This window comes from Beijerinckia sp. L45, from assembly GCF_009765775.1.
In the GTDB taxonomy this organism is placed as follows: domain Bacteria; phylum Pseudomonadota; class Alphaproteobacteria; order Rhizobiales; family Beijerinckiaceae; genus RH-AL1.
On sequence record NZ_LMUU01000172.1, the window covers coordinates 1 to 11,844 of the forward strand.

General features: G+C 64.8%; 13 protein-coding genes. All 13 read left to right on the forward strand.

The genetic code is table 11. The features are described from left to right. Positions 1–159: 159 nt before the first annotated feature. The gene (locus GSQ79_RS18890) at positions 160–1,695 is read left to right on the forward strand and encodes a phage portal protein (protein ID WP_158810222.1); all 1,536 of its coding nucleotides are present in this window, start codon (positions 160–162) and stop codon (positions 1,693–1,695) included. Positions 1,696–1,731: 36 nt separating this feature from the next. After that, positions 1,732–2,382 (forward strand): HK97 family phage prohead protease, encoded by a 651-nt coding sequence (locus GSQ79_RS18895; RefSeq protein WP_158810223.1) that lies wholly within the window; start codon positions 1,732–1,734, stop codon positions 2,380–2,382. 84 nt (positions 2,383–2,466) lie between these two features. Continuing rightward, positions 2,467–4,161, forward strand: coding sequence for a phage major capsid protein (locus GSQ79_RS18900; RefSeq protein ID WP_158810224.1), 1,695 nt, complete (start codon positions 2,467–2,469; stop codon positions 4,159–4,161). A 71-nt stretch (positions 4,162–4,232) separates the two neighbouring features. Further along, positions 4,233–4,649, forward strand: a complete 417-nt coding sequence (locus tag GSQ79_RS18905; protein WP_158810225.1) for a hypothetical protein — start codon at positions 4,233–4,235, stop codon at positions 4,647–4,649. 46 nt (positions 4,650–4,695) lie between these two features. Then, on the forward strand, positions 4,696–4,998 hold the full coding sequence (locus tag GSQ79_RS18910) for a hypothetical protein (protein ID WP_158810226.1): 303 nt from the start codon (positions 4,696–4,698) through the stop codon (positions 4,996–4,998). Further along, positions 4,998–5,402 carry a hypothetical protein gene (locus GSQ79_RS18915; RefSeq protein ID WP_158810227.1) on the forward strand — a complete coding sequence of 135 codons (405 nt, stop codon included), beginning with the start codon at positions 4,998–5,000 and terminating at the stop codon, positions 5,400–5,402. The genes GSQ79_RS18910 and GSQ79_RS18915 overlap by 1 nt, the downstream gene beginning before the upstream one ends. Continuing rightward, positions 5,399–6,202 (forward strand): hypothetical protein, encoded by an 804-nt coding sequence (locus GSQ79_RS18920; RefSeq protein WP_158810228.1) that lies wholly within the window; start codon positions 5,399–5,401, stop codon positions 6,200–6,202. Before GSQ79_RS18915 ends, GSQ79_RS18920 begins: the two co-directional genes overlap by 4 nt. Then, positions 6,172–6,372: a DUF2635 domain-containing protein gene (locus GSQ79_RS18925; protein WP_158810229.1), complete on the forward strand. Its 201-nt coding sequence runs from the start codon at positions 6,172–6,174 to the stop codon at positions 6,370–6,372. The genes GSQ79_RS18920 and GSQ79_RS18925 overlap by 31 nt, the downstream gene beginning before the upstream one ends. 73 nt (positions 6,373–6,445) lie before the next feature. Continuing rightward, positions 6,446–7,984 (forward strand): phage tail sheath C-terminal domain-containing protein, encoded by a 1,539-nt coding sequence (locus tag GSQ79_RS18930; protein WP_158810230.1) that lies wholly within the window; start codon positions 6,446–6,448, stop codon positions 7,982–7,984. A gap of 58 nt (positions 7,985–8,042) precedes the next feature. Continuing rightward, complete coding sequence (locus GSQ79_RS18935) at positions 8,043–8,417, forward strand: phage tail tube protein (RefSeq protein ID WP_158810231.1); 375 nt, start codon at positions 8,043–8,045, stop codon at positions 8,415–8,417. 174 nt (positions 8,418–8,591) lie between these two features. Next, positions 8,592–8,990: a hypothetical protein gene (locus GSQ79_RS18940; RefSeq protein WP_158810232.1), complete on the forward strand. Its 399-nt coding sequence runs from the start codon at positions 8,592–8,594 to the stop codon at positions 8,988–8,990. 95 nt (positions 8,991–9,085) lie between these two features. Continuing rightward, the gene (locus tag GSQ79_RS18945; RefSeq protein ID WP_158810233.1) at positions 9,086–11,599 is read left to right on the forward strand and encodes a hypothetical protein; all 2,514 of its coding nucleotides are present in this window, start codon (positions 9,086–9,088) and stop codon (positions 11,597–11,599) included. A gap of 1 nt (position 11,600) precedes the next feature. Then, a partial coding sequence (locus tag GSQ79_RS18950) for a DNA circularization N-terminal domain-containing protein (RefSeq protein ID WP_174243245.1) occupies positions 11,601–11,844 on the forward strand: 244 nt, incomplete at its 3' end.

The following is an 11,844-nucleotide window of genomic DNA, read 5'->3' on the forward strand; positions in this document are numbered from 1 at the left end:
ACAATGGTAAGAAGACGGTCTTCCAGACCCTGCAGGAAATGCTGGTGCTGCGCGATCGCATGAAGGCGGAGATCGCCCAAGCGGCCGCCGCAGCGTCACAGACGCCCCAGCGCGCGCCATGCATGACCCGGCCGACCTTCTTCGTGCGTGGCTGACCGGATGGCTCCGCGAGGATACCCTGTTCGGATCGAGCCGACGGTCAACGCGACGCTTCTTCCCAATGCGCCCCAGGCAACCCGCACCTATGATGCCGCGAAGCCTGGGCGAGCGACGGCCGGCTGGCGCCGACCGTGGACCTCGGCGCGCAGCGAAACCTATCTGGCACTGCCCTGGCTTCGCGCGAGCTCGCACGACCTGGTCCGCAATGATCCGCATAGCGCCAAGATCATCGGCACGCTGGCGACCGACCTTGTCGGCACCGGCATCATGCCGAAGGCGAACACCGGCAACAAACGGCTGAACAAGAAGGTCGACGAGATCGCGAAGGCGTTCTTCGCCAACATGGATGCCGACGGCGTCACGGCCAATTACGCAGGATTCCAGCTGCTCGCGGCGCGATCGTTCCTGGAGAGCGGGGAGGCGATCCTCCGTCGCTACATCCGGCCCTCCCGCATGGGGCTGAAGGTGCCGTTGCAGTTCTCTCTCCTGGAAAGCGAGTTCCTCGACAACCTCTACAACACGGCGCTGCCAAGCGGGCACCGCGTCATCCAGGGCATCGAGTTCGACGCCGACAACATCCGCAGCCGGTATCACCTCTTCAAGGAGCATCCGGGCGACACCTACATGGGGTCGATCGAGGGCTCCTTCGAGCGCATTCCGGTGCTGGCCGAAGACATCCGCATCATCTACGAGCCGCAGCGGCCCGGACAAATCCGCGGCGTTCCCTGGATCACGCCGATCCTCCTGCGCGCCAAGCAGCTCTCTGATTATGAGGACGCCGAACGGCAACGCAAGCAGATCGAGTCTTCTATTCCGGCGATCGTCCGGAGCCAGGAGCAGTCCGGCGAGGCAAGCGATCCCGGCATTACGTCGCTATTTCCGACGGTGACCGACGTCGACGGCCACATCATCGAGCGCGTCGAGCCGGGAATGATTGCGTATCTGCGCAATGCGACAGAAGTCGACTTTCCCAAGCCCGCCGACGCGATGGGCTACGGCCCGTTCAAACGTAGCGAGCTGCAGTCGATGGCGGCTGGCGCGCGGTCGACCTACGAGCTGGTTTCCGGTGACCTCAGTCAGACGAATTTCTCGTCAATACAGGCCGGCTTGCTGACCTATCGCGGGATGATCGACGTCATCCGGGCGACCATGATCGTGCCGCGTCTCGAGTGGATCTGGGGTTGCATGATTGACATGGCGATCGTCGCCGGCTCCCTGCCGGAGAACACGCCAAAAGGCGTCGAACACCACGCGCCGCCCTGGCTGCCTGTCGATCCGCAAAAACAGGCTGAAGCCAATCTGATCATGATCCGCTCCGGCGAGAAATCGCTGCGAGAGGTGGTCATGGCTCGAGGTAAGGACTTCGACGATCACCTCGACGAGATCGAGGCCGCCAACAAGGCGCTCGATCGCCGCAAGATGATCCTCGACTCCGATCCGCGCCGCGTCGACAAGCGCGGCGTCGAGCAACAGAACGCTGCGAACGTCAAGGGCAATGCGCCTCCGCCCTCGGAAGACGATCCCGACCAAGCTTAGTGCGCAGGCCTAGACAGGCCGCGAAAAGGAACACCCATGTCCGAGCTGATGAAGCTGCCGCGCCAGGTGCGGGGCGTGAACCTGCGCGCCGAGAGCTTCAATCCGGATGCCAACACGATCGACGTCGTTTTCACCACCGGCGCGGCCGTCACGCGGTACTCGTGGGATGACGGTCCCTATATCGAGACGCTTGATGTCACGACAAAGGCGGTCCGCCTCGATCGCCTAAACAACGGCGCGCCGTTTCTGAACACGCATTCGAGCTACGACCTCAGCGATGTGATCGGCTGTGTGGTCCCGGGCACTGCTCGCATCGACGGCAGCCTCGGCGTCGCAACGATCAAACTCTCCAGCGCTGCGGCGGATGCCGATACCGTCGGCAAAATCCGCGATGGTGTGATCCGCAACGTTTCGGTCGGCTACCTCGTCCACGCCGTGGTTCGCACCGAGGCAACGGACAAGGCTATCGCGACCTGTCGCGTGACGGACTGGGAGCCATACGAGATCTCGGCCGTGGCGATCCCGGCGGATGCCGATGCTCACATCCGCACAGCCAGCAAACCAGACGAGGCGGTTCTGTTTCCCTGCACCGTCAGCCGATCGGAACCAGCGCCGCCCGCGACCCATCCAGGAGCCGCCGCGCTGGCCCGTATGCGGATGCTCTCCCGCTCTCTGCTCGGTCGCTGACCGCAGCTTTGGAAATGCCGCCTGCGCCCACCGGGGCCGCAGGACAACGGTCTCATGCCCCGGCCTTGTCTTATCGGTGACCCAATGTCTCGATCGTTCTTGGCGGCAGCCTTTCTCTCCGCCCTTGTTGCACTGACCTTCTTCTCGGCGCCGGAGGCCTTCGCCGCCGTTGTCCACCTATCGCACGGTGCGGATCCGCATGCCGTGTTCTCGCACATGTCGATGGCGACTCTGACCCTTGCGGCGCTGCGCAGCAAGGAAGGCGACCTGGTGGCGCGTGCCGCCGCGAAGCTTGGAGAGATCTCCGACTCGCTGGCGCCGGACGCCATCCGCGCGATCGAGACCGAACACGGGCGCATCCTTGGCGAGGTCGAGGCCGTCCGTGGCCACATCGTGGAAGCCGAGCGCGCTGCGGCGGTCGATCCGGTCGCAATCCGCACGCTGGAGCGCGAACGGATCGCCGGGATCCGTTCCGTCGCCCGCAAGCTCGGCCTAGCCGACGAGGTGAGCGACAAGGCCGTTAACGACGGCACCGGCCTCGACGCCTTCCGCACCCTGGCGATCGACGCGGCGGCCGAACGGCAGCAGCCGATCCACTCGCAGAACCCCGGCGCCTCCGACCGAGGGCAGCAGCACCGCACCTACGCCCAGCCCAAGGGCGAGAAGGTCAAGGGCACCGACGCCACCCGGGCGATGATCGCGCTTGCCGCCTGCCGCGGCAGCCGTCGTGACGCTGCGGACTATGTGTCCCAGCACTACGGCCCCGAGGGCGACGTCGTCGCTCGCGCACTCTCCACCTCGATCGGCTCCGCCGGCGGCTTCCTCGTGCCCGTGGACATGGCCTCCGAGGTCATCGAGCTGCTGCGCCCGGCTTCGACCGTCATGGCGCTGGATCCGGTCATCATCCCGATGCCGCACGGCAACATGTCGATCCCGCGCATCCAGGGCGGCGCGAATGCCGGCTACGTCGGCGAAAACCAGCCGACGAACGCCTCGCAGCAAAGCTTTGGCATGGTGCAGCTGAGCGCCAAGAAGCTGACCTCCGTCGTTCCGATCTCGAATGACATGATCCGCTTCCCGTCGGCTGCGACCGACGCGATCGTTCGCAACGACATGGTTTTGTCGATCGCCACCCGCGCCGACCTCGCTTTCGTCCGCGGCCAAGGCTCGTCCTTCAGCCCGCGTGGTCTGAAGTCCTTCGCGGCCTCGCCGTCGCTGGCAGGCGCCAATCTGATTGTCGCAGGCGTCCTCGTCGGGTCGGCCTACGGCGCGCAGAGCCAGGCCAACGCAATCCAGGCGTTGGCGACCGTCACCAACGACCTCAGCCGCGCCGAGCTAGCGCTCGAAAACGCCAACATCAAGATGACGAAGCCCGGCTGGATCTTCTCGCCGCGCACCAAGCAGTACCTGATGAATATCCGCGACGGTCTCGGCAACCAGATCTACTACGCCGAGATGTCGAAGGGGATGCTGCGGGGCAAGCCGTTCAAGACGACGACGCAGATCCCGAACAACCTGATCGCCGTCGCGACCGATGGCACTACTCCGACGGCGGACGGCTCGGAAATCTACCTTGCCGATTTCGCCGAGGTCTACATCGGTGAAGCCCACGGCCTCGAGCTCGACGTCTTTCCCGGTGGCGCCTACGTCGACGCTTCCGGCAACCTGGTTTCCGGCGTTTCGAACGACCAGACCGTCATGCGCGCGATCGTCCAGCACGACATGAACATGCGCCAGGAAGCTGCCGTGGCGCTAATCACCGGCGTCCGCTGGTTCTAAGCGGCTCACCCTTCACACGATAGCCGGGGCCGCCGCGCGGCGGCCCTCCCGCAATTAGGAACGAACCAGCCATGAACCAGGCCATGCTTCGCGCGCCACAGGAATTTTCCAAGGCCGTGCTCTCCCTCGCATCCGTCGCCGGCAATGCCGCCCAAAACGGGGCCGGCATCGACCGCACCGGTTACTCTTCGCTCATCGCCGACCACGCGGTGTCGGTGTCCGGTGCGCCGACCGGCGGCACGGTCACCCTGCAGCTGCAGGACTCTGCCGACGACACGACCTTTGCGAACTTCGGCTCGCCGGTCGCGACGGCGATCACCAGCAGCAACGCGGGCGGCCTCGTCGCCTCGCTGGCGGCAGACGTCAGTGGCGCCCGCCAATACGTTCGCATCGTTTCGACCGGCGCCCCAACGGGTGGCACGTCGCCGGCTGTGACTCAGGCCGGCACCGTGCGCCTGTACGGGCCCGATCGCCTTCCCGCACTCTGACCGTTAGGCATCCATGACGCATCGTGCCGTTCTGTTCCATCGGGGCATGGCGCCCTACGAAGCCGGCGATATCGCCGGTTTCCCGTCGACCTATGCCCAGGACCTGGTCGACCGCCGTATCGCCGCCTTCCATCCGCCCGTGAAAGCGGACGCGGCGCCTGTGGACATGCTGTCCACCATGGACCGGGCCCAGTTGATCGCCTTCGCAGAGGCGAAGCTCGGAGTCGCGGAAGAACCCGGCGCGGACGTGAGCGACGAGGATATCCGTGGCTTGCTTCGCGAGCACGTCGACGCCGCCGACCTGCAGGTCCAAGCGGAAGAGACGCCGAAGCCCCCGAAGAAGCCCTGATGTCGTTCTTCGACACGGCGATCGCCGCGAGCGGCGCCGTGCATGACATTGTGCTTGGCGAGACGTTCTCGATCGAGCCCAAGACCAAGAAGCCGGGCGACCCCGACGCCCGCTTCATCGCCGACCCGGCCCGGCCGGCGCAGACCTTTGTCGGCGTCTGGACCGACCCCCAAGCCGACATAAGCCCGACGAATCGCACCGGACACCCCGCAGGCGAAGGTGCGAAATTCGACGGTACTAAACCGACCGTCGACTTCCAGACGGATGCGCTGCCGTATCCGCCGTTGATCGGCGACGTCATCACCCGAACCAAGACAAGCGACCGCTTCACGGTCGCCGATCCCGGCGACGACAGCTTCGGACGTTCGACCGTCGCCCTGACAGCCGCGAAGGGGCGATCATGAGCCTGGCGCGCACGGCCCTTCGTATGGCTGCTGTGGCCGCGCTGCGCGCGGACCCCGTCATCGCGGCCTTGTGTCCCGATCGCGTCTTCGACAGCCGGATCGACAAGCTCGACGCCGAGGATCCCGTGCCGGTGATCGTCGTCTACACCGAAGACGACAAAGGGCGCCCCTGGTCGGTTAATAACGGCGGCCCGCCGTTCGACCATGCCTGCGATTTGCTCTTCGAGATCTCGATGCGCGTCGTGGCCGAGGCGGTGGGTGACGACGGCAGCAGTGCGCCGGTTATCGGCATGGCGGAGACTGACACCGAAGCCGAGGTCACACTCGATCTCCTCGAGGAGCGAGCGATCGATGCGGTCACGGTTGCTGACACCCCGCAGTCCCTGCTGATCCGTACTGCCGTGACGCGCCGAGCCGTGGAGCTCGTGTCAGTTCGTTTCGTGTCGGCTGATGCCGGAAGCAAGCTGGCTCTCCGAATGGTGACGCTGAGCACGCACCTGAAGATCAACCAGGCGGATCCCCGCGACATCGCGACTGGACCCTTTGCCGCTTTGCCGGATCCGTTGCGCACCGTTGCCTCAGCCCAGGTTCCGGGCTCCTATTCCTACCAGATCTGCCTCGGCCTTGCTGCCAAGCTGAACCCGGCTCCGACGCCGCAGCCGCTGGAAGGCATGGATCTCACCTACCAGGTGCAGCAGCTTACCGCAGGCGAAACGCCGTCGCAGACCGACCAAGACGCCTCGACCCCGTTCACAGAGAGCATCGACCTATGTCCGAGCAGCCCGCCCGCAAGTTCGTGAAGCCAGCGCACGCCGGCGCCTGTATTCCCGATCCGGCCCATCGCGGCCTGGATCTGCCGCAAGCCGGGACCGATGTCGTTTGGGACCACTACTGGATCCAGCGCGAACGCCGCGGCGAGATCATCGTCGTCGAGCCCGAGGCCAGCAACCAAGCGTCGCCGGCCGCCTGATCGCACGTCCAACCCCTTTCACTGACCATCCGGGCCGCCTCTCAGGGCGGCCTTTTCATTGGGAGCACAGCCCGTGACCGTGGCCTTCAACAACATGCCTGCCGTAATCCGGGCGCCGCTTTTCTACGCCGAGTTCAATCCCGGCGTTTCGCCCTATTCGGGAACGTCTCGCACCATTTTGGTCGGCCGGATGCTGACCGGCGGCACGGCAAAGACCGGCAAGCTGATCGATATCGGCGGCTCGGATCCCAACGGCCTTTTCGGCGCGGGATCGATGCTGGCCGACATGGCGCTGTTCGCGCGGACCTTCAATGCGACGGGCGCCGTCCTCGCCTTGCCGTTGCCGGATCCCACCGGCGGCGCGCCCGGCGCGGGCTCGTTCACAATCACGGGGCCCGCGACCTCGCCCGGCACGCTGACCCGCTACGTCGCCGGCGAACGATATGATTGCCCGGTTGCCACGGGGGACACCGCCGCAGTCATCGCCACCAACATGGTCGGGATCATCAACGCCGGCTACGTCAAATACAATCGCCGCATGCTGCCGCCCGTTGTCGCGTCTGCCGTCAGCGGCGTCCTGACGCTTACGGCGCGCCACACCGGCACCGAGTGCACGATGATCAAGGTCGAGGCCGGTCTTGACGGCGACGAGACGGATCCCGCCGGCGTGAGTGTGGCGATCGCAGCCATGTCCGGCGGCACCGGCATCATCGATATAGCCGCCGGCTTGGCCTTCATGGCCGCTCAGCCCGGCGACTGGTTCGCGTCGCCGTACAGCTCGGTCACCCAGCTGAACGCGTCCAGCACCTTCTTCTCGGACTCGGGCTCTGGCCGCTGGTCGCCGACGATCGGCCTTGAGGGCCACTACATCACCGCCTTCGATGGCAATCTTGCCGCGCAGACTGCCCTGGGCTCGACCCGGAACGATCGCCACGCCACTATCCTCGGAACCTATTCCTACAGCCATCCGCTCTGGTCCTGGGTCGCTGCGCTGACCGGCATCATCGGCATGTCGAAGGATCTCGGCCGGTCCCTGTCCGAGGCTGTCGAGATCGCCCGGCCTTTGCAGACCATCACGTTGCAGGGCCTCCGCGGGCCCGCGGACCCAAGCCTGCAGTGGGCGCTTCCCGATCGGGAAAGCCTATACCGCAACGGGATCTCCGCGGTGACCTTCGCGCCGGATGGCGCGCCCAGTATCGACCGCGTGCTGACGACGTATCAATTCAATTCCTACGGCGTCGCCGATGTCACGTTCCTGGGCATCGAGACCATGGCCATCTCGGCCTACGTCAAGCGCTACATCAAACAGGTCGTAACTCAAACCTATCCGCGAGCGGTGCTGCGCGATGACAATCCGAGCGGGCTGCAGGGCGTGGTGACGCCGACCCAGGCCAAGGCGACGATGATCCACGCCTACACGCAGCTCTGCAACATCGGTGGCGTCGTCGAAAACGCCACGTTGTTCTCGCAGTATTTGATCGTCGAGCGTGACACCGACAGCAATCGGTTGAACGCCTACCTGCCGATCGACGTCGCGAACCAGCTCGTCGTCTTCGCGGCCAACCTGACCATCTTCCCGCAGTTCGACGCGAGCACGATCGCGCTGCAGTAGGCGCGGTTTCATGGAAATGCTCGACTCCATTCACCACCAGCATCTGTAGGACAACGTCATGGATAGCAAAGGCGGCCGTTTCTCTCTCTCGGTCAGCGGCACGACCGTCTCCGGCCGCGGTGCGGCCAAGATCATGCGATCGGGCGTCGGCGTGACGACCGGCGTCAATCAGGACGGCTCCGGCTACAAGACGATAGCGCCGAAGCTCGTCGGGCTCGACCTCACCTTCGACCGCGGCGTCGGTCTCAACTGGGACACGACGATGTTGCTCGCCGACGTCGACGTGACCTTCATCGAGACGGATATGGGCATCACGCACATGTACACCTCGGCGAACTGGGACGGCGACCCGACGATCGACAGCGCGACCGGCGAGGTGACCGGGCTCAAGATCATGACGTCGGAGAGCAATTACCAGACGTTCAACAACTGACCGTCGGAACGCCGCGTGGGTTAGATTGAAACCCGCGTCGACCCCGTGGAGCTTGACCCGACGGGCAAAACCTGAATAATCACCACTGTTCGAAAGTTGCGCCCGGAGCCGAAAGGTGACCGGGCTTTTTTTTATCTTAGGGCGCCCGGGCTTCGGCCTCTAGGGCGCTTTTTCATGCCCGGAGCTTCCGAGACCATGGCCAAAGAGGTTCGCATCCCCTGGCCCAAGGGCCTGGTCACGCACCGGGGCGTGTGCACGGAGATCGTTCTCCGCGAGCCGACCTATGATGAATATCTCGACCTCGGCGAGATCGTCACCTACGGCAAGGCACCTGACGGGACGATCTTTCCGGTCGAAAACAGCGAGGTCCTCCGCAGCTACATCGCGCGGTGCATCGTAGAACCCAAGGATCCGCTCGCGCTGACGCAGGGTGGCGTAAAGCTCGGGCGTGCGGTGAAGGGCGCCGTGGAGGGTTTTTTCCGCGACGAGCCTTCGGTTACCGAACCATTGCCGATCTCGCAGACGACCTCGTCTTCGAATGCGAGCCAGGACGGTTCTCCGCAGACGGCCTAGGCCGTCTGGGCCTGTCTTCGTTGGTCAGCTGGCATGGCCGTGCTGTCCACAAGGCTGCTGAACAGCGCAAACGCAGAACCGGACGTTAGACCGCCATGGCTGATCGGGTCATCACAGCCGAGGCCCTGATCACGGCCAAGGACGGGACCGGCGACGTCTTTACGAAGATAGCGTCGAAATTCCAGCAGCTCGGCAAAGGCGCCAAGGTAAGCGCCGACATCGACAAGATGAGCCAGACTCTGGAGCGAGCGCAAAGCCAGCTCCGGGCGCTCGATAAACTTCAGGGTGCTCGCAGCAAATTTGCCGACGCTCGATCTCAATTCAATGCCCAGAAGGTAGCCGTCGAGCAGGCGGCGAAGGCGATGCAGAGCGCCGAGAAGCCGACGCGCGAGCTCGAAGCCGCCTACAAGCGCACCCAGGCGGCCGTGTCGCGGGCCAGCGCTGAATTCGAACGGCAGAAGACGGCTCTTCTCGATGCCAAGCGCGCTGCGGAGGGCTTTGGGTCGCCTCTGTCGAAGATGGCGGCCGAACAGACGCGCCTGAGAGGCGTCGTCGACGCGACGACGCGCTCCATCGAGCACCAGGCGGCTGCCGAGCTGAAGGCTGCCGACGCGGCAACCCATGCCGCAGCTGCTCACAGGAAGATGGAGCGCGAGGAAGAGCGGCGCGCCCACGATATCGCACACCATGGCGTGGCCAATTTTGCTCTTGGTGCTGCCGCCGGCGCCGTCAGCGCGCACGGCATTGCCAGTGTCGGCGAGCGCACGATCGAGGCCGGCGCCGAACTGCAGCACGAGCGGGTCGCATCGCTGAACGCCGGGCGAACGCCCGAAGAGCTGCGGGCCTACGAGGATGCCGCGCGGGACGTATCGATCAAGCGACCAACCGCCTCCTACATCGAGTCGATGAAGACGCTGCTGGAAACCACCAGCTCCTTCGGCTCGGTTGAGCATGCGATCGAGCACCTCGACTTCATGATGCGCACGGCTTCTGTCTTGAAGGCGTCCTCCGGCGGCAAGATCGACGAATCCTCTGGCGAAATGGGTCAGCAGTTCGCCAAATTCTTCGAGATGCGTGGTGTCGCCAACGACCCCAAGCGATTCGAGGCCGAAGGCAACGAGATGGTCCGCGCTATGGCGGCGACGGGCGGCACGTTCAATCCGCGCGAGATGTTCAATTTCGCGCAACAGGCCAAGAGCTCGTTGCGCAACTACGATCTGCAGTATCTGTCGCGCGTTGTTCCTTCCTTGATCGGGGAGCAGGGCGGCGATCGCGCCGGCACCGCGGCAAATGCCTTCTCCAGCGTCATCATGGGCAAGGCGCGGGATAAGAAGCAGACGGCAGAATGGATGAAATACGGCCTGCTCGACCCGAGCAAGGTCAGCGATAAGAAAGATTCCTGGTCGTCGGGTGCCGTCAAAAACACCGACATCGCGTTGCGCAATCCCCTAAAATGGTTCGAGGACACAGTCCTGCCGGCGATGCGCGCGAAGGGCGTTAACGTGGACGACACGCTCGAGCTGAGCAAGGTGCTCGGCGGCATGTTCCGCAACCAGAATTCGAACGTCTTCGCCAACGAAAATGCCCAACTTGCTGACCGTACGCGACTGCACAAGGATGCCGGGCTCTACGATCTGACGGCTCATCCCGAAGACATGTATCAGCGGAACCTACGCGAGGATCCGACGCAGTCGATGACGGCTCTAACGGCGTCTCTGTCGAGCCTTAGTTCAGCGGTGTCCCAGCCGGCCATGCAGACCGCCGCCGGCGTCATCACGAGTATCTCCGGGGCGCTTGTGCAGCTCGCCGCCGCCGCCAAGGATCACCCGATCGCGGCGATGACGGCCGGCGCCGCCACTGGCGCCGGAGCTCTCGCCGGCGCCGGCTACATGTCCTATCAGCTCATGAACGGCTTTGGACTCGGCGCGTCGGCCACCGCGCTCGATCATTCGGCAGCCGCTCTCGATGCTGCTGCTGTTCGCCTTGGCGCAGCCGGGGCCGCCGGCGCGGCCGAAGGCGGACTAGCCGGAGTAGCACGGTCTGGCGCGAAGGCCGCGGGCCTGTTCGGCATGGGCAGCCTCGGAAGCGCGGGCATCGGCATGGGCGGCCTGCTCGCATTCGACGCCGCAATGATCTACGGCGCGCCTAAGCTTTTTGGAACCAAGAAGGGCGCGCGGTACGGCGGTAAGGAAGGCGAGCCGGATGAGGATCCCGACCATCCCGGGATGCACTTTGTCCGTGCCGCGCGACGAGGCTCGAGCGGATACTGGGAAAACAATCCCGTAGCGCCGACGTTCTCGGGCGGCGTCCACGGCTATCTTGGTGAGGCCCCGCATCCGGCGCTGGCACCGATCTCCGAGCGGGCAGGGTCTATACCGACGTTTGCCGGCCTGGGTGCTGGCTCGACGGGCTCGATCGAGGCGACCGTCAAGCCAGACCAGATCACAGCGAAGATGGAAGGCCAGGCCACCGTTTCCGTGACCGTCAAGGTTGATGGGCCGGGCCAGGTCACGAACCAGGTCTCGTCCGCGACCGGCAACATCAAGGTATCGACGGGCGCCTCGATGCCTGGGGCAAAAGCGGCAACGACCGGCGCCGGGGCTAAGTAGCATGCGCGACTGGACCAAGACGCTTCCGAACGCCTCCTATCGCGGCCAGCCGTTCTTCATCGAGCGTGAGGAGCTTGCCAACGCCGGTCGCAAGGTCGCAGAGCACGAATACGCCAAGTCTGAGGATCACGACACCGAGGACATGGGCCGCAAGGTTCGGCACTTCCGCTTCACCGCCTATATCGTCGGCGACAATGCCGACACCGATGCGCAAGCCTTTATCGAGCTGTGCTCGACGGCCGGCG

Excerpts from the sequence above, each read along its gene's own strand:
- GSQ79_RS18940 (WP_158810232.1), top strand. The coding sequence starts at position 8,592 with ATGCCCGGAGCTTCCGAGACCATGGCCAAAGAGGTTCGCATCCCCTGG.
- GSQ79_RS18905 (WP_158810225.1), top strand. The coding sequence starts at position 4,233 with ATGAACCAGGCCATGCTTCGCGCGCCACAGGAATTTTCCAAGGCCGTG.
- GSQ79_RS18890 (WP_158810222.1), top strand. The coding sequence starts at position 160 with ATGGCTCCGCGAGGATACCCTGTTCGGATCGAGCCGACGGTCAACGCG.
- GSQ79_RS18915 (WP_158810227.1), top strand. The coding sequence starts at position 4,998 with ATGTCGTTCTTCGACACGGCGATCGCCGCGAGCGGCGCCGTGCATGAC.
- GSQ79_RS18920 (WP_158810228.1), top strand. The coding sequence starts at position 5,399 with ATGAGCCTGGCGCGCACGGCCCTTCGTATGGCTGCTGTGGCCGCGCTG.
- GSQ79_RS18935 (WP_158810231.1), top strand. The coding sequence starts at position 8,043 with ATGGATAGCAAAGGCGGCCGTTTCTCTCTCTCGGTCAGCGGCACGACC.
- GSQ79_RS18925 (WP_158810229.1), top strand. The coding sequence starts at position 6,172 with ATGTCCGAGCAGCCCGCCCGCAAGTTCGTGAAGCCAGCGCACGCCGGC.
- GSQ79_RS18945 (WP_158810233.1), top strand. The coding sequence starts at position 9,086 with ATGGCTGATCGGGTCATCACAGCCGAGGCCCTGATCACGGCCAAGGAC.
- GSQ79_RS18910 (WP_158810226.1), top strand. The coding sequence starts at position 4,696 with ATGGCGCCCTACGAAGCCGGCGATATCGCCGGTTTCCCGTCGACCTAT.
- GSQ79_RS18900 (WP_158810224.1), top strand. The coding sequence starts at position 2,467 with ATGTCTCGATCGTTCTTGGCGGCAGCCTTTCTCTCCGCCCTTGTTGCA.
- GSQ79_RS18895 (WP_158810223.1), top strand. The coding sequence starts at position 1,732 with ATGTCCGAGCTGATGAAGCTGCCGCGCCAGGTGCGGGGCGTGAACCTG.